An 18,679-nucleotide genomic window follows, 5' to 3' on the forward strand; every position below is an offset into this window, starting at 1 on the left:
CTAAACAATATAGCTTTGGATCGCAAAACCGAAGCCTGCCTGCTTTTCCTCAATGCAATGAACAAGTTGGTCGGCGCAGAGCGATCTGGCCCGCGGCTTGCTCATTCGATCTCGCAACACGAGGTCATCAGCATGAAAGCCGCCGCCGTCACCTGGCATCCGAACGCGCCCAAGCCGCTCGCGCTGGTGCTGGGCACCAACGAGATCGCCTCCGCGATCGCGGCCAAGCTCAACCAGGCGTGCTTCGCGCTCGTCCTTTGTCACGACGCCTTTCCGCCGGTGATCCGACGCGGCATGGCCTTTCACGACGTCCTGTATGGTGAGACGTGCGACATCGACGGCGTGATCGGCTGCCGGGCCGAGGGCATCGCGGACGTCGTGCGCATTCATCGCGAGCCAGGCCGGGTCGCCGTCACCGGGATGCATCTTACCGACATCATCGCGTTCCGCTATCCCGCAGTCATCGTCGATGCACGGATGCAGAAGCATCTTGCGACGCCGGATCTGCGCGGCGTCGCCGGCATCGCCGTCGGCATTGGGCCGCGCTTTGCGGTCGGGCACAATTGCGACATCGCGGTCGAGACACATCCTTGCGAGACCGGCGCGATCGTGGCGCACGGCACGACGCGCGATGCGGACGGCAAGGCACGCGATCTCGGCGGCGCAGGCCGCGAGCGCTTCGTCTATTCCGATCAGGATGCCGTCTGGCATACGCCGCTCGACATCGGCACCCGCGTCTACAAAGGACTGCAGCTCGGATCGCTCGGCGGCACGCCGATGCTGGCGCCGCTCGATGGCGCACTGCGCGGCATCGCGCGCGACGGTCTGCGCGTGCCGGCCAACGTCAAGCTGCTGGAGATCGATCCGCGCGGCCGCCACGCCGCATGGACCGGCATGGACGACCGCGGGCGATCGATCGCCGCGAGCGTCGTCTCGGCTGTCCAAGAGATCATGCGAACCGGTCGGAAGGCGGGCCGCGTCTCCGCCAATGCGTGAGGAGGACTGCCATGGGTGTCGCTGAGGTCGGGACATGTCAGATCGTGGCGCTGCAGGGCGCTGCGTCCACCGTCATCCAGGAGTTACTCGATGAGTTCGCCACGCGGCTCGCAGGCATGGGGCTGCGCGTCTCCGGCGTGATCGAGAGCAACGTCGACAAGACCAGGCCGTGCAAGGCCATGATGCTGCGCAGCCTCGACGACAACCGCATGTTCTCGATCTCGCAGGATCTCGGCCCGGGATCGCAGGCCTGCAACCTCGATCCCGAAGGATTGGTGCTGGCCTGCGCCGCCGTGCAGCAGTCGATCGCGCGTGGCACGGATGTCGTGATCCTCAGCAAGTTCGGCAAGCAGGAGGCGGCGGGAGGTGGCCTCGCCGACGCCTTCGGCTCGGCGATGTCAGCCGGGCTTCCGATCATCACGGCGGTATCGCCTGCGATGATGGAGGCGTGGACGCGCTTCGCCGGCGTGTTCGCCGAATGCGTCCCGGTCGAAGTCGCGCGCCGTGCCGGCTGGATCGAAGCGTGGTCCGGCCGCATGGTGACAGCGCAGAGCCCGCGTGACATGATCGGCTCACAACGCGAGCGGATCGGAATAGGATGAAGCGCGAAGCTCAGATCGCATTGACCATCACTTTCGGCAACGGCGGAAGTCTGTCGCCCGAGGATCTGCTGCTGATCGACTTCATCCGCCGGGAGCGCTCGATCCTGGGCGCCGCGCGCGCGAGCGGCATCTCCTACCGCAAATGCTGGCTGATGGTCGATGCGCTCAACCGCACCTTCGAGACGCCGGTGTTCGAGACCCATCCCGGCCGCCGCGGCGGCGGCGCCGAGATCACGCCGTTCGGCGAGCGGCTGATCGCGCTGTATCGCTCGATGGAGCGGCGCACCCGCACGGCCACCGCTGCGGCGCTCGTCGAGCTGCAGAAGGCTACCGATCCGCGCTATCAGAAGCGGGCCAGCGGCGCGGCCGAGGCAGCTCCGAAGGCCGAACCGCGCCGGGTCCGATCGCGACGCTCTTGATCATCGCCCAGGCCGATAGATCCGGCTCCAACGCCAGCCGCTCGACCGATTCCAAGGTCACGAGCGCGTGGAGCCTGGTCGCACCGAGATCGAACGTCACGCGCACATAGGGCGGATCGAGCGGCAGGATCTCCTCGATCCGGCCCGGCAGCCGGTTGGTGATCGACACATCCATCGGCCGCGACAGCGCGATCGAGACGTCGCGGGCCTCGATGGTCACGGAGACGCCGGCGTCAACAGCCGCATCGACCATCGGCACGCGCAGCTCGCCGTCGGCGAAGAACAATGTCGACATGCCGTATTGCGGATCATGGCGCAGCACGCGCGCCGGCACCGTCGTGCTGAGAACGACGGACGAGGCTGAAGACGATGCAGACGAGCCGGTCATCGCGCGGCAGCCTCCACAGCCTCAGGGCCGGTCGTGATCGTACAGGACGCGCACGCGGATCGTGCCCTCCACCGCGCGCAGCTCCGACAGCAGCGCCTCGCCCTCACCGCCGACCACGTCGGTCTCGAGCACGACATAGCCGACCTCGGGATCGGTCTGCAGATATTGCGCAAGGATGTTGATGTTGTGCCGCGACACCGCATCGTTGACCTGGCGCAGCACGCCCGGCACGTTCCGATGGACATGGATGAAGCGCGTGCCGGTCGGGCGTGCCGGCAACTGCACCTGCGGGAAGTTCACGGCGCCGAAGGTCGAGCCGACATCGGAATAGTCGATCAGCTTGCGCGCAACCTCGCCACCGATGCGATCCTGCGCCTCCTCGGTGGAGCCGCCGACATGCGGGGTCAGGATCACGTTGGGCAGGCCCTGCAGCGGCGAGACGAACGGATCGGCATTCGAGGCCGGCTCGACCGGAAACACGTCGACGGCAGCACCTGAGAGCTTGCCCTCGCGCAACGCGCTGGCCAGCGCCTCAATGTCGACTACCGTGCCGCGCGAATTGTTGATCAGATAGGCGCCGTCCTTCATGTGACGGATCTGGCGCTCGCCGATCATGTTGGCGGTCGCCGGCGTCTCCGGGACATGCAGCGACACGACGTCGCTGATCGCCAGGAGCTCGTCGAGGCTCTCGACCGGCTCGGTGTTGCCGTGGCGGAGCTTGTCGGTGAGATCGAAGAAGATCACCCGCATGCCCATGGCCTCGGCGAGGTTCGACAGCTGCGAGCCGATGTTGCCGTAGCCGACAATGCCGAGCGTCTTGCCGCGCACCTCTCGGCTGCCATTGGCGGACTTGTCCCAGCCGCCCGCATGCGCCGACACCGATCGCGGGAAGATGCGGCGCATCAGCATCACGACCTCGGCGATCGTCAGCTCGGCGACGCTGCGGGTGTTCGAATAGGGCGCATTGAACACGGGGATGCCGAGCCGCTTGGCGGCATCGAGATCAACCTGGTTGGTGCCGACGGAGAAACAGCCGACCACCATCAGCCGATCGGCGGCCTGCAGCACTTCCTCGGTCAGATGCGTGCGCGAGCGAATGCCAAGCATGTGCACGCCCGACAGCATACGTTTCAACTCCGCCGAACCGAGCGCCTTCGGCAGCCGTTCGATTTCCGTATAGCCGTTGGCCTCGAACATGCGGACGGCCGAGTCGTTCACGCCCTCGAGGAGCAGAACGCGGATCTTTTGCTTGGGCAGCGATAGCGGCATGGGCCTGGCCTGATTCAGTCGTGGAGGTGGCGTAGTGTAGCGGTTGTTACAGTCGCGATGCGTTGAAACTTGGTGAATGCGACGCGGCAGGGTGGCTTTCTGTCGCTTTCTCAGGGTCTTGTCCACTCCGTCGCGGCCTTTTGACCGGCGATGCAAAATCAGCGCCTGGCATACCTGCGGCGCTGCACGGTCCGCACTGCAACAACCGCAGATCGTTGTTTTGGCTGCTGACAAACCATGCGAGCAGAGCTAGCCTTTCCGCCAATCACAAAATCATCGGGAGGTCAGCATGTCAGACGGGATTGTCGAGACACGCGCGTCGGAGGTGTCGGGCGGTGAAACGCAGACGGTCGATGTCGCCGTCGTGGGTGCCGGATTTGCGGGGCTTTATCTGCTGCACCGCCTGCGCAAGGCGGGCTTCTCGACCGTGGCTCTGGATACGGCCAACGACGTCGGCGGCACCTGGTACTGGAACCGCTATCCCGGCGCGCGCTGCGACATCCAGACCGTCGACTACAGCTACACCTTCGATCCCGAGCTCGAAAAGGCCTGGCAGTGGTCGGAGAAATACGCCACCCAGCCGGAGATCCTGCGCTATCTCGGCTTCGTCGCCGATCGCTACGATCTGCGCCGCGACATCCGCTTCGGCACCCGCGTGCTCGGCGCCGCCTGGGATGAGGCCAGGGAGCGCTGGCTGCTGACGACCGACCACGGCCCTGCCGTGTCCTGCCGCCACTACATCATGGCGACCGGCTGCCTGTCGCAGCCGAAGCCGCCGGAGATCGACGGCGTGCACGACTTCAAGGGCGAGATCTACTTCACCAGCCGCTGGCCGCATGATGGCGTGGACCTCCGCGGCAGGCGCGTGGCCGTGATCGGCACCGGCTCGTCCGGCATCCAGTCGATCCCGATCATCGCCGAGCAGGCCGCGCAGCTCACGGTGTTCCAGCGCACGCCGAATTTCGCGCTGCCGGCGCATAACGGTCCGCTCCCGGCCGATCGCGCCGCGCAGCTCGCGGAGGATCGCAAGGGGCTGCGCGAGCAGGCACGCTGGTCGATGACCGGCGTGCCGATCCCGCCGGCCACCGAGTTCAGCTGGGCGCTGAGCGAGGCCGAGCGCCGCGAGCGCTTCGAGAAGATGTGGGCCTCCGGCGATCTCGTCGGCATGCTGACGCAGCTCTGGGCCGACCAGGGCGTCGATGCCGACGGCAACGCGCTGCTCGCCGATCTCATCCGCGAGAAGATCCGCGAGATCGTCAAGGATCCCGAGACGGCCGAGGCGCTCACGCCGCACGATCACCCGTTCGGCGCCAAGCGTCCATGTCTGGACACGAACTACTACGCGACGTTCAACCGTCCGAACGTGACGCTGGTGAACCTGCGCAAGGAGCCGATCGCATCCATCACATCCAATGGCATCAAGACCGACAAGCGCAGCTTCGACATCGACGTCATCGTGTTCGCGACCGGCTTCGATGCCATGACCGGCGCGATCCGCGCGGTGCATCCGATCAAGGGCCGTGGCGGCAAGTCGCTCGACGACAGCTGGGCTGATGGCCCGGAGAGCTATCTTGGATTGACGGTCGCCGGCTTCCCCAACCTGTTCCTGATCACCGGTCCCGGTAGTCCATCGGTGCTGTCGAACATGGCGGTGTCGATCGAGCAGCACGTCGACTTCGTGGTCGATCGTCTCGCCGCGATGCGCGACGCCGGCTTCACCACCATCGAGCCGACCGAGACCGCGCAGGCCGGCTGGATGCGCCACATGGCGGACTGCTCGACGGTCACGCTGCACCGGCTCGCCAACACCTGGTACACAGGCGCCAACGTGCCGGGCAAGCCGCAGACGCTGATGCCATACACCGGCGGCGTCGGGCCCTATCGCGGCATCTGCAACGAGGTCGTCAGCCGCGGCATGCTCGGCTTCAAGCTCACGGGCCCGAACGGTGCGAGCCAGTGCAACGACGGCGAGATCGTGAAGCTGCAGCCGGATGTGCGGCTGGTGCTGAACATGCTCACCGAGATGAACCTGCCGCCGATCGAATCGATGGGCGCGCAAGGCGCACGCGACTTCGTCGCCGAATTCAACAAGGCCCGACCGCCGGGCCGCCCCGTGGGCGAGGTCAAGGACGGCACTCTGCAAGGCGCCGAGGGCCCTCTTGCCTACCGCCTCTACCGTCCGGCCACGCCCGGGCCGCATCCGATCGTCGTGTATTTCCATGGCGGCGGCTGGGTGCTCGGCGACGAGCAGTCGGACGATCCGTTCTGCCGCGACATGTGCCGCCGCTCCAACATGATCTTCGTCAGCGTGAATTACCGCCACGCGCCCGAGCACCGCTTCCCGGCGGCGGCCGAGGACGGCTATGCAGCGGCGAAGTGGGTGTCCGAGCACGCCGCCGAGCTCGGCGGACGCGACGGGCCGGTGCTGGTCGCCGGCTGGAGCGCCGGCGGCAACATCGCAGCCGTAACCTGCCAGCTCGCGCGGGATCGCGGTGGACCTGCGATCGGCGGGCAGCTGCTGGTCTGCCCGGTGACCGATTGCAGCTTCGATCGGCCGTCCTACGCCGAGAATGCCGCCGGCTACTTCCTGACGCGCGGGCTGATGTTCTGGTTCTGGGACATCTATTGCTCGCCGGCGGATCGTACCGATCCACGGGTGTCGCCGCTGCGTGGTCAGCTCAACGGCCTGCCGCCGGCCTACATCGTCACCTGCGAGTTCGATCCGCTGCGCGACGAGGGTGTCGCCTATGCGGAAGCGCTCGCCGCCGCCGGCGTGCCGGTCGGGCAGCTCAAGGCCCACGGCCACTTCCATTCGTCGTTCACGATGGTCGACGTCGTGATCACCGGCGTCGGCGGCCGCATGCAGATGGCCGACGCGCTGCAGGCGTTCACCCAGTCTGCGGAGGAAGGCGAATCGCCGGAGATCAACGCCGCCGCCAGCTGACGCGCGGAGCCTGCGGCCGAGCCATATCGCAATGGCCCGCAACTTTGCGGGCCGTTGCCACGACGCGCAGCTTGCGCCGGATCGTCCACGCCGTCACCGAGACAACCAGCCGGCCGTTACGGTGACGAAGGCGGTCGCGACGCTCGTCGGACAGCAGCACGAGACCATCACGGAGCGTGGACCAACTCAGCCCGCGGCTGCGATGGCCTCGTCATAGGCACGCACCGAAGCGGCGGCGGTCTGCCGTACATCACTCGCGCTCATGCCCGGCTTGTACAGGCTCGAGCCCAGTCCGAAGGCCCGCACACCGGCTGCAGCATAGGAGGCGAGATTGCTGTCCGATACGCCGCCGACGGCGCCGACCACGACGCCCTTCGGCAGGACGGCAAGCTGCGCGGCAATTCCCGACGGACCGAGCACTGAGGCAGGAAAAAATTTCAGGGCCGAGGCGCCGCAGCGCAGCGCGAGAAACGCTTCGCTCGGCGTGAACACCCCGGGCATGGTCACCATGTCATAGGCCTGCGCGGTCGCCAGCACTTCGACGTCGACGTTGGGGCTGACCATCAGACGCCCGCCGGCCTCCGCGACCCGCACGCAATCTGCGGCATTGACGACCGTCCCTGCACCGATCAGGCAGTGCTTGCCGAACCGGGCGGCGAGACGCTCGATCGAGGCGAACGGTTCCGGCGAGTTGAGGGGAACCTCGATCAGCTCGAAACCGGCTTCGATCAGGACATCGACGACGGCCTCGGACTCGTCGGGTTTGATGCCGCGCAGGATCGCGACGAGCGACCGCTTGACGTGCGGCCACGCAACGGACTTTGTCATGGTCGGAAACGCGCTCCCCAGATCTGCCGCGCGGCCTTGACCAGGCCGCGCCGGGACGCCTGCTCGGCATCACATTCGTTCACGTCGAAATCAGCAGCCGCCAGCGCCGCGCAGTAGAGACGGCCGAGCCGGCCCGCTCCGATCAACCGCAGCGGAAGCTCGGCGCCGAACCGCACCCGCGCGTCGGCGATCTCGCTGCCGATCAGAAGCCCGGAGAGCCTCGCAGCCCCGTCGGACCGCTGCTCGAAATTGAGGAGCTGGGCTGCGCGGAGCCGGAACAGCGCATTGGTCAGTGACGTCGGCGCGGCAAGCGCCGCCGCAAGGCTCTCGCGGAATGCCGCGTCGTGCGCGACGGTCGAGGCTTCCGGTTCGACGGCGTGCATCAAAATGCTATGCTGAGAGACGACAGCGAACAGCTCGCCAGTCATGTAGGTGGCAAAATCGATCACAGCGCCGGCATCGATCCGGATCCATTTGCTGTGCGTGCCCGGAATACAGACGATCCCGGTGAAGTCAGGCTCGGTGACGCCGAGCAGCTGGGTTTCCTCGCCGCGCATCACGTCCGGCTGATCTGCACGGGCCTGCGCCAGCCCCGGCAGAATCCTGACGTCGCCCTCGGTGTCGACGCCGATCGCGCCGGCGTGCAACGCCTCCAGCCGGGTCGGCGTGTGCAGATACGGCGCCTCGACCCAGCCTTGCCGGGCGCCGGCCATGCCGCAGATCAGCACCGGAACATCGGCCGGCGCGCCGAGCTGCGCCAGATGATCGCGCAGCACCGGCGCAAAGCCCGATGTCGCGCAATGCAGCATGCCCTCGCCACCACGGCTCTCCGCCTGCTCCGTGCCGTCTCCTGCCATCAGCCAGGCACGGAAACTGGAGGTGCCCCAGTCGACGGCGACAAAGGCCGGCGTTGCTGACGAATCGACGGCGGTCACGTCCTGCTCCCGAACAGTTCGACATCTGGCAATGACATGCCCGGCTGGCCGCGCAAACAACAAATTGCATCGTGCACGATTATACACGTTGTTATTCTTGTTTCTGCCCGATATGAGGAGGCATGTCAGACCTTCCACTGGCGCGTCGCGACCAGATCGCCGGCCGCCTCGCTACAGGGCACGCGGTCATCGCGGCCGCCCTGGCCCATGAATTCGGCGTCTCCGAGGATGCGATCCGGCGCGATCTTCGCGCGCTTGCCGCCGAAGGACGCTGCCGCCGGGTGTATGGCGGCGCCTTGCCGATCGCCGGCGGCATGACCCCGATGGCTGCCCGGATCGGCCAGGACCGCGACCGCAAGCTGGCGCTCGCCCGGACGGCCGCCCGCGGCATCGCGCGTGGCGAATTTCTTTTCCTCGATAGTGGCAGCACCAACCTCGCGCTCGCTGAGGTCCTGCCCGATGATTTCGATCTCACCGTCGCAACCAACGCCATCGACATTGCCGCAACCGTGCTGCATCGGCAGGACCTGCAACTGATCATGATCGGCGGCTCCGTTCACCCCGCAGTCGGCGGCTGTGTCGACGCCGACGCCCTCATGCAGATGCAGCGCTTGAACATCGACCGCTGCTTCGTCGGCGCCTGCGCCGTGTCGGCGCAAGGCGGCATCAGCGCGATTGATCCGACCGACGCAGCGTTCAAGCGGACGCTGCTGTCGCTGAGCCGCGTCAGCGTCGCAATGGTCACCAACGAGAAGCTCGAGACCCGAGCGCCTCACCGTGTCGCCGGCGCCAAGACGATCAACCAGCTCACCGTCGAGCATGATGCGCCGGCGGCTCGACTTGCCCTGCTCAAACGGGCGGGAGCGACCATCGTGACGGCCGCTCCGCCGGTGTGACAGCGCCTTTCAGAAAGTCAGGAATCTTCCAAATGAGTTCTGATCACAGCGCGGCGCGGCTCGCGACCCGCCTGGCCTTTTTCGTCGCCGGCTTTGGCATCGCCTGCTGGGCACCGCTGGTGCCGTTTGCCAAGCAGCGGCTCGGCGTCGACGATGCGACGCTCGGCCTGCTGCTGCTCTCGCTCGGCGTGGGCTCGGTCGCATCGATGCTGGCCGCCGGACTGCTGAGCGCCCGCTATGGCAGCAAGCCGGTCGTCGTCGTCAGCGGCATCGCTCTCGCGCTGTTCCTGCCGCTGCTGGCGATCGCCGCAACGCCAGCGACGCTTGCGCTCGCATTGTTCGCCTTCGGAGCGGCGCTGGGCTCGCTCGACGTCGCCGTGAACATCCAGGCGATCGACGTCGAGCGGCTGAGCGAGCGTCCGCTGATGTCGGGTTTCCATGCCCAGTTCAGCATCGGCGGCTTCGCGGGCTCCGGCGTCATGACCGCGCTGCTTGCGTTCGACGTCGCGCCGCTGCTCGGCACGCTGGCCTGCTGCGCACTCGCCTTGGCCGCGATGATCGTCGCTGCCCCACGACTGATGGCGAGCAAGCCCGCGCAAACGGGGCCTCTGCTCGTGCTTCCCCATGGCGCGGTGCTGCTGCTGGCAGCGCTCGCGGCGATCATGTTCCTGGTCGAAGGCGCGATGCTCGACTGGAGCGCGCTGCTGCTCGCCGGTTCCGGGCGCCTGCCGGCCGCACAGGCCGGACTGGGCTACATCATGTTCTCGATCGCAATGACCGCCGGACGCCTCGTCGGGGATGCCGTGGTTGCCCGGATCGGTGATCGCGCAACGCTGCTGGGGGGCAGCGCGATCGCGATCGCCGGCTTCGTCCTGCTGCTCACGGCTCCCTTGGTTGCTGCCGCCATGGCCGGCTTTGCGCTGATCGGCCTCGGCGCGTCGAACCTGGTCCCGGTGTTGTTCCGCCGGGCCGGGGCGCAGACCGCGATGCCGGTCGGGCTGGCCGTCGCTGCCGTCACCACCGCAGGCTACTCCGGCGTGCTGCTCGGACCGGCCGGCATCGGGTTCGTCGCCGCGGCCGCGAGCCTCCCGGCCGCGTTCTGGATGTTGGCCGCGCTGCTGGTGATCGTACTCTTGAGCGCACCGCTGGCCGCGCGGACACCGCCCTAGGAGCGCTGTGCGCGGCTCAGGCTCCAGCATCTCATGGCTCGACCATTCGCCTGCACGAAACGGCGACGTCTGACCGCTGAGCCGCCAATCTCACGCCGAAGCCGAACCATCTTGCAGCAGGCTCTCACGCATTTCCTGATAGCGGGCGCCGGTCTGCGGCTTGACGAACAGCGCCGCGACGATCGGATGCCGCGCCCTCAGCTCGCTTTCGATCGCCACGACGGCCCGCTCGATGTCGTCGGCGCGCTGATCGTCCGCAAACTCGATGCTCAGCGCGACGACGACCTGCTGCGGCGACAGCTGCACCGTGAGCAGCCCGTTGGCCGACTTGACGCTTTGCCTCCTGCGCGCGATGTCGAGGATCGAACGCGCCAGCTCGGGATCCGCGGGCTCGCCGATCAGGAGGCTCTTGCTCTCCCGCGCGAGCACCATCGAGGTCACCGCAAGCAGCACGCCGATCAGGATGGACCCGATGCCGTCCCATGCCGGCTGATCGAAGGCGACGGCCGCGGCCATGGCAGCAGCAGCGATGACGATGCCGATCAGGGCCGCGGTGTCTTCGAACACGACCATGAAGGCCGGCGGGTCCTTGCTGCGCCTGAATGCCTCGAGGTAGGAGAGACCCGGGGCAGCCGCACGAAAGCGTCGCACCGCCACCCACCAGGACCCAGCCTCGAAGACGAATGAGAGCGCGAGCACGATGTAGTTCACCGTCGGGTCTTCGATCGGCAGCGGATGCATCAGATGCGCGACGCCTTCGTACAGCGAGACGCCGGCGCCGAGCGCGAACAAGAGCAGCGCAACGATGAAGCTCCAGAAGTAGAGCTCACGACCATGCCCGAGCGGATGCCGTCGGTCGGGCGGACGGCTCGCGCGATGAAAGCCGTAGAGCAGCAGGAGCTCGTTCGAGGTGTCGACGACGGAGTGGATCGCCTCGCTCATCATGGCCGAGCTGCCGGTCCAGATCGCCGCGGCGATCTTGGTGCAGGCCACGAGCAGATTGCCGGCAAGCGCCGCATAGACGGCCACCCTGGAATCCGCGTTTGCCGCCATGTCGCCTGCCCGCTCTCCGCACTCGTGCGCCGGGAAACGCGAGCCGCGGGCCATCGGTTCCCGCGGTTGCGGACGTCTCCGCGCCGGCGCAGGATCCCCCGACCCGCAACGGAGCAGAGTGGCGATGGGACCGGCAGATCAGGCAAGAGACGGACAGGGGCAGGCCGATACAGAAGACCGAGACGCAAATTACCTGCGCCACAGCTTCGCCATCGCGCGCCGTGCGACGTCCAACGGCAATCATCCGTTCGGAGCGGTGCTCATCGCGGCCGACGGCCGCGTTCTGATCGAGGCCGAGAACGGCTATATGCCGGCACATGACGCCACCGCGCATGCCGAGCGGCTGGCCGCGACCCAGGCCTGCATTTCGATTTCGCCCGAAATCAGAGCGGCTGCCACGCTGTATTCGTCGGCAGAGCCATGCGCGATGTGCGCGGGCGCGATCTACTGGGCGGGCATCGGACGCGTGGTCTATGGGCTGAGCGAACGGCGGCTGCGCGACCTCACCGGCAATCATCCGGAGAACCCGACCCTCGACCTGCCCTGCCGCGACGTGTTCGCGAGCGGCCAGCGTGCGACCGAAGTCGTCGGCCCCCTGCTGGAGGACGAAGCCGCGGCGCTGCATGAGGGAGCCTGGGACAAATGAAGCAGGCGCCGCGACCGGAGGCGCGGCGCCTGCTTGCGTGGCTCGGTCGATATCAGAACTTCACGGTCACGCCTGAATACAGCGACGACTCGGTGCAGGCGCCCGTGGCGACGCGGGTGCCGCCGACGCCGGCGACGGAACAGCCGACCGCATTGTTGTGGTCGAGGCCGAACTTGTTCTGCCAGTAGCGATAGGCCACCCAGACGTCGATCATGTGGCTCTGCTTCTCGCCCCACATCGCCTTCGACGCGTCGAAGGTCAGGCGGATCGGCTCGGAGTTGAACTCGACCTTCGTCGGATAGACGCCGTTCGCGACGCTCGCCGGGAGCGGCTCGGTATCGGTGCCCTTCTTGCCGTACCAGCCGGCGCGGCCCGAGATCGAGAAGAACTGCATGCTCTCGGGCAGGAAACCGAGATCCATGTAGTAGTTGGTCTCGACCGCCCAGGTCGGCTTGAACGAGGTATTGCCGTCAGTAATGCAGGGGTTCGACCAGCCGGCGCCGCACTGTGAGAACGAGTTGTGGTTGGCGAACTCCCAATACATCAGGGGAGCGACGTTGAAATAGCCCTTGTAGGGCAGGTTGAACGCGAACTGCAGGCCGGCCACCACGTCGCGCTTGGCGGCGCCGAAATAGCGATTCTCCGTGTTGGCATCCATGCCCACCTCGAACGAGATGTTCTGCAGCGGGCCCATGGTGAAGGCCTTGGTGTTGAATATCTGATTCCAGCCGAAGGTCGAGCGGAACAGGCCGTAGATCTCGGTCGCGCCGGCGCAGCTCGCCGGCGTGAACGCGAAGCCGGCGTTGGGCGAGACGATGCCGCCGGTCTGCGTGCACGGCCCGGCGGGATCGTTGTGGTCCGACTTGAACAGCGAGATCGTGAAGAAGTTGGTGCCGTAGCCCCAGACGTCGAAATGGGTGAACGAGTAGACCTGCTTGGCGGTCTTGGCGTTGAATGTGCCGTTGCCGTTCACGCTCCATGCACCAGGCTGGCTGGCATCGAAGATGTAGGAGTAGCTGACGCGATTGTCGACGACGAGGAAGAACGGCACCTCGGCCGGAGCCTTTTTCGCGACCGCCTTGGCGGGCAGATCAGCGGCCCCAGCGACACCGACTGACGTCAGTGCGACCGCGCCCAGCGCGACGGCCGCCGCAATTAGTTGACGAAACGACATTCCGAACACCCCCAGTTGACAAGCGCAGATTCCCGACTTGCATGCACAGTTGCGCCGTTCCACCGGCCGGAGAAGCCTCAACTTTCTCCAGGACTTGCCCGCAGTTTGATCAAGGTTATGCCGTATTGCGGCGTCGACGGTGGCGGTCGCGGGCGCGACCATGGGACGATTGGCCGCGGCCGCGACGCTCCCGGATCACGATCTTGCTGCTTCACATTGCTGAAGTTTTTCCGAAAAGCGTCGCCTGGCCTCTCGCACGATTTCGCGATCACCCGTGAGCGCAAGCGCGCCATTGGACGCGCATTGCATGACGCTGCTCATCCAACGTGCAGCCTGCTGCGACCGGATCGATTTCCCGGCCAGTGTCGCAGAAGTGCCACAGAACGTCATGGGGCGCTGCGCTCGACTCGATTGCGGCCTGCGATGCCTGCAACCGACGGCGCGCTGCATTCGCCGGTCTCCGCGGATGAACCGTTGGACAAGAGTTGGGCAAAGGATGGCGCTTTTCGCCTCTTACGCGCCGCGGCAAATTAGATCACAATTGAGGCAGCTTCATTCCCCCTGCCCCATGACGCAGCAAATGCCTGACCCAGCGCCGGTCGATCCGAAATCTACGCCTCCGCTCCTGCAGACGGTCGGATTGACCAAGCGCTATGGCGACTTCGTTGCCAACGACAAGATCGACATCGAGATCCGGCCACGCGAGATTCACGCCCTGCTCGGCGAGAACGGTGCGGGGAAATCGACCCTGGTGAAGACGATCTATGGACTGGTGCAGCCGAGCGCCGGCGAGTTGCGCTGGCAGGGTGAGCCGGTCCAGCTGTCCGGCCCGGCCGAAGCGCGATCCCTCGGCATCGGCATGGTGTTTCAGCATTTCTCTCTGTTCGACAACCTCACCGTGGCCGAGAACGTGGCGCTCGGGCTCGACGGCAAGGAGCCGTTCAAGGCCATGTCGGCGCGGCTCGCGGATGTCGCGCGCGATTATGGCCTGCCGCTGGATCCGAAGCGCGAGGTATGGCAATTGTCGGTCGGCGAGCGGCAGCGCATCGAGATCGTGCGCGCGCTGATGCAGAATCCGAAATTCCTGATCCTGGACGAGCCCACCGCCGTGCTGACGCCGCAGGAGGCCGACCAACTGTTCGTCGTCCTGGAGCGCCTGAAAGCGGAAGGCCGCGCTGTTCTCTACATCAGCCACAAGCTGGAAGAGGTGAAGCGGCTGTGCGACACCGCCACCATCCTTCGCGGCGGCCGGAAGGTCGCGACCTGCAATCCGAAGCTGGAGACGGCTGCCTCGCTGGCCCGCATGATGGTGGGCACCGAGATCAAGGAGGTGAAGCCGCCGGCCGAGCGGCACACCACCGTGCCGCGTCTGGTCGTCAATGATCTCACCCTCGCCCCGGGCGAGCTTCATGGCGTGGCTCTCAAGAACATTTCCTTCGAGCTGAAGGGCGGAGAGATCCTCGGCATCGCCGGTGTCGCCGGCAACGGCCAGGACGAGCTGTTCGCTGCGCTGTCCGGCGAACGCCTCGTCAAGGAGCCCGGCACGATCATCATCGACGGCCTCGCCTGCGGGAATCTCTCGATCACCCAACGGCGCAAGATGGGCGCGGCGTTCGTGCCGGAGGAGCGGCTGGGGCACGGCACCGCGCCGCGGATGCGGCTGTCCGAGAACGCGCTGCTGACCGGACACGCCGCGAGCGACATGGTCCGGCACGGCTTCATCAACGCGGCCGCGACGTTGCGGACGGTCGATCTGACGACCGAGACATTCGACGTCCGCAAGGCCAAGCGGGATCCGGAAGCGGCGAGCCTGTCCGGCGGCAACCTGCAGAAGTTCGTCGTCGGCCGCGAGATCCTGCGCACGCCGGCGGTGCTGGTCGTCAACCAGCCGACCTGGGGCGTCGACGCCGGCGCCGCCGCGATCATCCGCCAGGCGCTGATCGATCTCGCCAGCGCCGGCGCTGCCGTCCTCGTCACCAGCCAGGACCTCGACGAACTGATCGAGATCGCCGACCGCATCGCGGTGATGTTTCATGGACACTTGTCGGAGGCGCTGCCGCGCGCCGAGGCCATGCGGGAGAGGCTCGGCCTGTTGATGGGCGGCGCCAGTCTCGAGAAGGAGGCGGCGCATGCAGCTCGTGCTTGAGAAGCGCGCCGAGCGTTCGCGCACCATCGCGCTGGTTTCACCGCTGATCGCGATCGGACTGACACTCGTCACGATGAGCGTGCTGTTCGCCGTGCTCGGCAAGAACCCGATCACCGCGCTCGGCGTCTACTTCGTCGCGCCGCTCACCGACGGCTATTCGCTGCAGGAGATCGCGGTGAAAGCGACGCCATTGGTGATGATCGCGATCGGTCTGTCGCTGTGCTACCTCGCCAACGCCTGGAACATCGGCGCCGAAGGCCAGTTCCTGATCGGCGCCGTTGCCGGCAGCTGGATCGCGGTCAAGACGCAAGGCACCGAGGCCGGACATTGGGTGCTGCCGGCGATGCTGGTCGCAGGCGCCGCAGCCGGCGCCCTCTACGCGCTGATCCCGGCGCTGTGCCGCGTCAAGTTCGGCGCCAGCGAGATCCTCACAAGCCTGATGCTGGTCTATGTCGCCGATCTCCTGCTCGACTATCTCGTCCGCGGCCCCTGGCGCGATCCCGCCGGCTTCAACTTCCCCACCACGGCGGAGTTCGACCCGGTCGCCACCGTGCCGGTGCTGATCGAGGGCGGACGCCTGCATCTCGGCAGCGTCATCGCGCTGCTCGTCGTTGCAGGCGCCTCCGTGCTGCTCGAGCGCACCATCAAGGGGTTCGAGATCCGCGTCGTCGGCGCGGCCCCCCGCGCGGCACGCTTCGGCGGCTTCAACGCCAACCAGCTCATCCTCCTGACATTCGCGGTGTCCGGCGCATTGGCCGGTCTCGCAGGGATCATCGAGGTGGCGGGCCCCATCGGACATCTGCAACCAGGCATCTCGCCGGGCTATGGCTTCACCGCGATCATCGTGGCCTTCCTGGGGCGGCTCAATCCAGTTGGAATATTCATTGCAGGGCTCTTCCTCGCATTGACGTTCATTGGCGGCGAGCAGGCCCAGATCACGATGAAGATTCCACTCGATGTGACCAAGGTGTTCCAGGGCATCCTGCTGTTCTACGTGCTCGCCTGCGATTCCCTCATCCTCTACCGTTTCAAGCTCGTCTTCGCCGCGCGGCAGGTGCAAAGTGGTGCTGGTTGAAGCAATCATCCTGTCGGTGCTCGCCGCATCGACGCCGCTGCTGCTGGCGGCCACCGGTGAGCTGGTCACCGAGCGCTCGGGCGTGCTCAACCTCGGCGTCGAGGGCATGATGATCGTCGGCGCGGCCTGCGGCTTCGGCGGGGCCTGGCTGTCCGGCTCGATCGTCGTCGGCGCATTGTGCGGCATCGTCGCCGGCATGCTGATGTCACTGATCTTCGCCTTCATGACCCTCGGCCTCGCCGTCAATCAGGTGGCCACGGGCCTCGCGCTGACCATCCTCGGCATCGGTCTGTCCGGCCTGATCGGCGCGCGCTTCGTCGGCGAGCGCATCGGCACCGCGCCGCACCTCTCCATTCCCGGTCTCAGCGACATTCCGCTGGTCGGCCGCATCCTGTTCGGCGAGGACGCGTTCGTCTATCTGTCGCTCGCGCTGATCATCGCCGTCTGGTGGTTCCTGTACCGCACCCGTGCCGGCCTGGTGCTGCGCGCCTGCGGCGACAACCATGTCTCCGCCCACGCGCTCGGCTATCCCGTGCTGCGCATCCGTTTGCTCGCGGTGCTGTTCGGCGGCGGCTGCGCCGGGCTCGCCGGCGCCTATCTGCCGCTGGCCTATACGCCTTTCTTCATTCCCGGCATGACCGCGGGACGCGGCTGGATCGCGCTGGCGCTGGTCGTGTTCGCATCCTGGCGACCGGGCCGCCTTGTCGTCGGCGCCTATCTGTTCGGCGCGGTGACGATCCTGCAGCTCCATGCGCAGGGTGCGGGCGTGGGCATCCCCTCGCAGTTCATGTCGGCGCTGCCCTATCTCGCCACGGTGATCGTGCTGGTGCTGCTGTCGCGCACCCGCACCGGCGGCTCCACTGCGCCGGCGGCGCTGGGGACGGTGTTCGTGCCGGATCGCTGAAGCAATCATCCGGAGCGCCAGCGATGGGGCGCGGCGCTCTGGCTCACGAGGTTTCCCCCCGATTGTTTGGAGGCATGGACGATGATGAAAAGGCTTCTGGGGGCTGCCGCCGCGCTGGTGCTGGCGGGAAGCATCGCCGGCGTGGCGCACGCCGCCGACAAGCTGAAGGTCGGCTTCATCTACCTCGGGCCGATCGGCGACCTCGGCTGGACCTATCAGCACGAGCTCGCGCGCCAGGCGCTGGTGAAGGAGCTCGGTGACAAGATCGAGACGACCTATCTGGAGAACGTACCGGAGGGCCCGGACGCCGAGCGCGCCATCGAGCAGTTGGTCCGCGCCGGCAACAAGCTGATCTTCACGACCTCGTTCGGCTACATGGATCCGACCCTGAAGGTCGCCAAGAAGTATCCCAACGTGCATTTCGAGCACGCCACCGGCTACAAGCGCGACAAGAACATGTCGACCTATTCGGCGCGCTGGTATCAGGGCCGCTACATCCAGGGCATCATCGCCGGCAAGATGTCGAAGGCCGGCGTGCTCGGCTATATCGGCTCGTTCCCGATCCCGGAGGTGATCTCGGGCATCAACGCCACGATCATCGGCGCGCAGACGGTCAATCCGAACATCAAGGTCAAGATCATCTGGGCCAACACCTGGTTCGACCCCGGCAAGGAAGCCGACGCCGCCAAGGCGCTGATCGACCAGGGCGCCGACATCATCATGCAGCACACCGACAGCCCGGCCGCCATGCAGATCGCGGCCGAGCGCGGCAAGCTCGCCTTCGGCCAGGACTCAGAGATGATCAAGTTCGGCCCCAAGGCGCAGCTCACCTCGATCCTCGACACCTGGGGCCCCTACTACATCGCGCGCGTCAAGGCCGAGCTCGACGGCACCTGGAAATCGGAGGACACCTGGGGCGGCCTCGATTCCAAGATGTTCGAGATGGCGCCCTATACCAACATGCCTGACGACGTGAAGAAGCTGGCCGAGGAGACCCAGGCCGCGATCACCGCCGGCAAGCTGCACCCGTTCAAGTGCCCCGTGCTCGGCCAGGATGGCAAGGAGATCGAGTGCAAGGGCGGCGACCATCTCGCCGATGGACAGATCCTCGGCATGAACTTCTACGTCAAGGGCGTCGACGACAAGGTGCCGGGCAAGTAGACGCAGCACACCGCTAGAACTCTCCCCCACAAGTCGGGGAGAGTTCTCGAGCGAATATTTTCCAACGCTGCGCG

The 18,679-nt window shown here is 66.5% G+C and carries 17 protein-coding genes; 11 read left to right on the forward strand and 6 right to left on the reverse strand.

The annotated features are described in order from the left end of the window. The first annotated feature begins 132 nt into the window (after positions 1–132). From ACQR1F_RS12195 to ACQR1F_RS12205, 3 genes are read left to right on the forward strand one after another with little or no spacing between them, the layout of a single operon-like run. Positions 133–996 (forward strand): xanthine dehydrogenase, encoded by an 864-nt coding sequence (locus ACQR1F_RS12195; RefSeq protein WP_434913092.1) that lies wholly within the window; start codon positions 133–135, stop codon positions 994–996. 11 nt (positions 997–1,007) lie between these two features. Continuing rightward, the gene (locus ACQR1F_RS12200) at positions 1,008–1,598 is read left to right on the forward strand and encodes a DUF2478 domain-containing protein (protein ID WP_434887347.1); all 591 of its coding nucleotides are present in this window, start codon (positions 1,008–1,010) and stop codon (positions 1,596–1,598) included. After that, positions 1,595–2,017 (forward strand): winged helix-turn-helix domain-containing protein, encoded by a 423-nt coding sequence (locus ACQR1F_RS12205; RefSeq protein ID WP_315804416.1) that lies wholly within the window; start codon positions 1,595–1,597, stop codon positions 2,015–2,017. Before ACQR1F_RS12200 ends, ACQR1F_RS12205 begins: the two co-directional genes overlap by 4 nt. On the opposite strand, the gene ACQR1F_RS12210 is transcribed toward ACQR1F_RS12205, so the two are convergent. Both ACQR1F_RS12210 and serA read right to left on the reverse strand, forming a co-directional pair. Then, entirely contained in the window at positions 1,926–2,405 is a 480-nt protein-coding gene (locus tag ACQR1F_RS12210) for a TOBE domain-containing protein (RefSeq protein WP_315804415.1), read from the reverse strand. The genes ACQR1F_RS12205 and ACQR1F_RS12210 overlap by 92 nt on opposite strands. Positions 2,406–2,426: 21 nt before the next feature. Then, positions 2,427–3,674 carry a phosphoglycerate dehydrogenase gene (gene serA, locus ACQR1F_RS12215; RefSeq protein WP_315804414.1) on the reverse strand — a complete coding sequence of 416 codons (1,248 nt, stop codon included), beginning with the start codon at positions 3,672–3,674 and terminating at the stop codon, positions 2,427–2,429. A gap of 289 nt (positions 3,675–3,963) precedes the next feature. On the opposite strand from serA, the gene ACQR1F_RS12220 reads away from it, so the two are divergent. Next, complete coding sequence (locus tag ACQR1F_RS12220) at positions 3,964–6,618, forward strand: alpha/beta hydrolase fold domain-containing protein (RefSeq protein ID WP_434913093.1); 2,655 nt, start codon at positions 3,964–3,966, stop codon at positions 6,616–6,618. A gap of 186 nt (positions 6,619–6,804) precedes the next feature. On the opposite strand, the gene ACQR1F_RS12225 is transcribed toward ACQR1F_RS12220, so the two are convergent. Beyond that, positions 6,805–7,446, reverse strand: coding sequence for a 2-dehydro-3-deoxy-6-phosphogalactonate aldolase (locus ACQR1F_RS12225; protein WP_434913094.1), 642 nt, complete (start codon positions 7,444–7,446; stop codon positions 6,805–6,807). Then, a complete protein-coding gene (locus ACQR1F_RS12230) occupies positions 7,443–8,381 on the reverse strand; it encodes a 2-dehydro-3-deoxygalactonokinase (protein WP_316177896.1) in 939 nt (312 codons plus the stop codon). Before ACQR1F_RS12230 ends, ACQR1F_RS12225 begins: the two co-directional genes overlap by 4 nt. 122 nt (positions 8,382–8,503) lie before the next feature. Here ACQR1F_RS12230 and ACQR1F_RS12235 point away from each other — a divergent pair, with 122 nt between their 5' ends. After that, positions 8,504–9,277, forward strand: coding sequence for a DeoR/GlpR family DNA-binding transcription regulator (locus ACQR1F_RS12235; RefSeq protein ID WP_434913095.1), 774 nt, complete (start codon positions 8,504–8,506; stop codon positions 9,275–9,277). A gap of 32 nt (positions 9,278–9,309) precedes the next feature. Further along, the gene (locus ACQR1F_RS12240; protein WP_434913096.1) at positions 9,310–10,446 is read left to right on the forward strand and encodes an MFS transporter; all 1,137 of its coding nucleotides are present in this window, start codon (positions 9,310–9,312) and stop codon (positions 10,444–10,446) included. A gap of 90 nt (positions 10,447–10,536) precedes the next feature. On the opposite strand, the gene ACQR1F_RS12245 is transcribed toward ACQR1F_RS12240, so the two are convergent. Next, on the reverse strand, positions 10,537–11,499 hold the full coding sequence (locus ACQR1F_RS12245; protein WP_315804408.1) for a cation diffusion facilitator family transporter: 963 nt from the start codon (positions 11,497–11,499) through the stop codon (positions 10,537–10,539). 124 nt (positions 11,500–11,623) lie between these two features. Between ACQR1F_RS12245 and ACQR1F_RS12250 the strand changes: the two genes are divergently transcribed. Next, entirely contained in the window at positions 11,624–12,145 is a 522-nt protein-coding gene (locus ACQR1F_RS12250; RefSeq protein WP_434913097.1) for a nucleoside deaminase, read from the forward strand. A 52-nt stretch (positions 12,146–12,197) separates the two neighbouring features. Here the strand turns inward: ACQR1F_RS12250 and ACQR1F_RS12255 are convergent, their stop codons facing one another. Continuing rightward, entirely contained in the window at positions 12,198–13,319 is a 1,122-nt protein-coding gene (locus tag ACQR1F_RS12255; RefSeq protein WP_434913098.1) for a hypothetical protein, read from the reverse strand. Between the two features lie 580 nt (positions 13,320–13,899). Here ACQR1F_RS12255 and ACQR1F_RS12260 point away from each other — a divergent pair. The 4 genes from ACQR1F_RS12260 to ACQR1F_RS12275 all read left to right on the forward strand — a co-directional run bounded on the left by ACQR1F_RS12260 (position 13,900) and on the right by ACQR1F_RS12275 (position 18,605). Continuing rightward, the gene (locus ACQR1F_RS12260) at positions 13,900–15,465 is read left to right on the forward strand and encodes an ABC transporter ATP-binding protein (protein ID WP_434913099.1); all 1,566 of its coding nucleotides are present in this window, start codon (positions 13,900–13,902) and stop codon (positions 15,463–15,465) included. After that, entirely contained in the window at positions 15,449–16,540 is a 1,092-nt protein-coding gene (locus tag ACQR1F_RS12265) for an ABC transporter permease (protein WP_434913100.1), read from the forward strand. The genes ACQR1F_RS12260 and ACQR1F_RS12265 overlap by 17 nt, the downstream gene beginning before the upstream one ends. Next, entirely contained in the window at positions 16,527–17,444 is a 918-nt protein-coding gene (locus ACQR1F_RS12270; RefSeq protein ID WP_434913101.1) for an ABC transporter permease, read from the forward strand. The genes ACQR1F_RS12265 and ACQR1F_RS12270 overlap by 14 nt, the downstream gene beginning before the upstream one ends. Before the next feature lie 81 nt (positions 17,445–17,525). Continuing rightward, complete coding sequence (locus tag ACQR1F_RS12275; protein WP_315717790.1) at positions 17,526–18,605, forward strand: BMP family ABC transporter substrate-binding protein; 1,080 nt, start codon at positions 17,526–17,528, stop codon at positions 18,603–18,605. Positions 18,606–18,679 lie beyond the last annotated feature (74 nt).

It is taken from the genome of Bradyrhizobium sp. HKCCYLS3013 (assembly GCF_051167615.1).
Taxonomy (GTDB): domain Bacteria; phylum Pseudomonadota; class Alphaproteobacteria; order Rhizobiales; family Xanthobacteraceae; genus Bradyrhizobium.